This window comes from Acidiphilium sp. PM (genome assembly GCF_000219295.1).
Lineage (GTDB): Bacteria > Pseudomonadota > Alphaproteobacteria > Acetobacterales > Acetobacteraceae > Acidiphilium > Acidiphilium multivorum.
In genome coordinates this window covers 1-1,894 of the sequence record NZ_AFPR01000342.1, presented here as the reverse complement: position 1 = coordinate 1,894, position 1,894 = coordinate 1, and the positions used below count along the sequence as shown (strand labels likewise).

3 protein-coding genes are annotated in these 1,894 nt (G+C 68.9%); all 3 read left to right on the top strand.

Translation table 11 applies throughout. The features are described 5' to 3' along the window. On the top strand, window positions 1–621 hold a 621-nt coding region (puhC, locus tag APM_RS12415; protein WP_241763155.1), incomplete at its 5' end, for a photosynthetic complex assembly protein PuhC. Continuing rightward, window positions 618–935 (top strand): hypothetical protein, encoded by a 318-nt coding sequence (locus tag APM_RS12410; protein WP_007423725.1) that lies wholly within the window; start codon window positions 618–620, stop codon window positions 933–935. The genes puhC and APM_RS12410, both read left to right, overlap by 4 nt. Window positions 936–938: 3 nt before the next feature. Further along, window positions 939–1,894: magnesium-protoporphyrin IX monomethyl ester (oxidative) cyclase (acsF, locus tag APM_RS12405; protein WP_007423724.1), on the top strand; the 956-nt coding region annotated here is incomplete at its 3' end.

Below are 1,894 nucleotides of genomic sequence, written 5' to 3'. Positions count from 1 at the left end.
CCGCACGGCCCGCATCCAGCCGGCCGGCGCGAATGGCGAGGCCAGCCCGGCATGATCCGCCCCGCCCTGCCCCGCGCCGCCGCACAGAGTGCCGTCCCGCGCGGTGCCGCGCTGCCGCGCGATGGCAGGGTCGTCTATTCCCAGATCGATGACGGTCTCGAAGCGCATGACGACCGGATTCACATCCCCGTCTGGGCGCTCGTTGGCTGTTTCCTGCTGGTCGCCGGCACCATCGCGCTCGCCGCCGGCGCCCGCCTCACGCGCCAGCCACACCCCGCCCCGCCGCCGCGCGAGGCCGTGCTGCTGCGCTTCACCCAGGCGCCGGACGACGCGCTGGTGATCCGCAACGCCGCGACCGCGCAGCCCATCGCCCGCATCGCCCCCACCGCCGACACCTTCCTGCGCGCGACGATGCGAATCCTCTTCGCCGCCCGCGCCCGCGCCGGCATCGCCCGCGACCTTCCCTTCCAGCTCGCCCTTTACGGGCCCGACCGCCTCGTCATCGCCGATCCGGCCACGCACGAGCGGATCGACCTGCGCGCCTTCGGGCCCGCCAACGCGAAACAGTTCGCGACGCTGCTCCGCAACGCGGAGACCCTCAAACCGGGAGAGCCATCATGATCGGCAGCATCCGCGACATCGAGCTGCTCTGCTCGATCGACATCGAGCAAACGCCCGAAAGCCTGCACGCCCACGCCATTCCCGAGGATGTCGAGATCCGCCCCGGCGATGTCGTGATCGTCCACGACATGCCGACCGCGATCGGCTTCGGCACGCGCCTGACCTGCGCGCGCCGCGCCACCCTGCGGCGGGCCAGCCCGATCGAGCGCTGGTGGGTCGAGTTCCGCTCGATCCTCGAGATCACCGAGCTCTACGAGGTCGGCTTCATGCCGCTCGCCGAGGCCGAGGCCGCCCTCGCCGCACCGGGAGCCTGAGCCATGAACGCAAGAACAGCACCCACCGCAGCACCCGACGCGCAGACGGCCATCGCCCAGTCGAGCACCATGCTCAGCCCGCGCTTCTACACCACCGATTTCCCCGCCCTCGACCGGCTCTCGATCGAGCCGGTGCGCGCCGAGTGGGACCGGCTGATGGCCGAGTTCGAGGCCGATCCCAACAAGGGCCATTTCGTGCGGACCGACGAATTCGCCGTCGATCTCTCGACGATGGAGCCCGAGCTGCACCGCGAATTCATCGACTTCCTGATCAGCTCGGTCACCGCCGAATTCTCCGGCTGCGTGCTCTATGCCGAGATCCGCAAGCGCATCGCCAACCCCGACCTCAAGGCCCTGTTCGGCTACATGAGCCGCGACGAGGCGCGCCACGCCGGCTTCATCAACGAGGCGCTGCACGACATCGGCATGAAGGTCGATCTCGGCTTCCTGACGAAGGCGAAGAAATACCATTTCTTCCGCCCGAAATTCATCTTCTACGCCACCTATCTCTCCGAGAAGATCGGCTACGCCCGCTACATCTCGATCTTCCGCCAGCTCGAACGCCATCCCGAGCTGCGGATCCACCCCATCTTCAAGTGGTTCCGCGAGTGGTGCAACGACGAATTCCGCCACGGCGAGGCCTTCGCGCTGCTGATGCGCGCCAATCCCGGCATGCTCACCGGCGCCAACCGGCTCTGGGTGCGCTTCTTCCAGCTCGCGGTCTTCGCCACGATGTACATCCGCGACCATGCCCGCCCCCGCTTCCACGCCGCCCTCGGGCTCGACCCCACCGCCTACGACATGCAGGTCTTCCGCATCACCTCGGCGATCTGCCGGCAGGTCTTCCCGCTGACGCTCGACATCGAGAACCCCGCCTTCCTCGCCGGGCTCGAAACCCTGCGCCGGCTCGACGTCGCCAATCTCGCCCTGCGCGAGGTGCCCGGCCCGCTCGCCCGGCT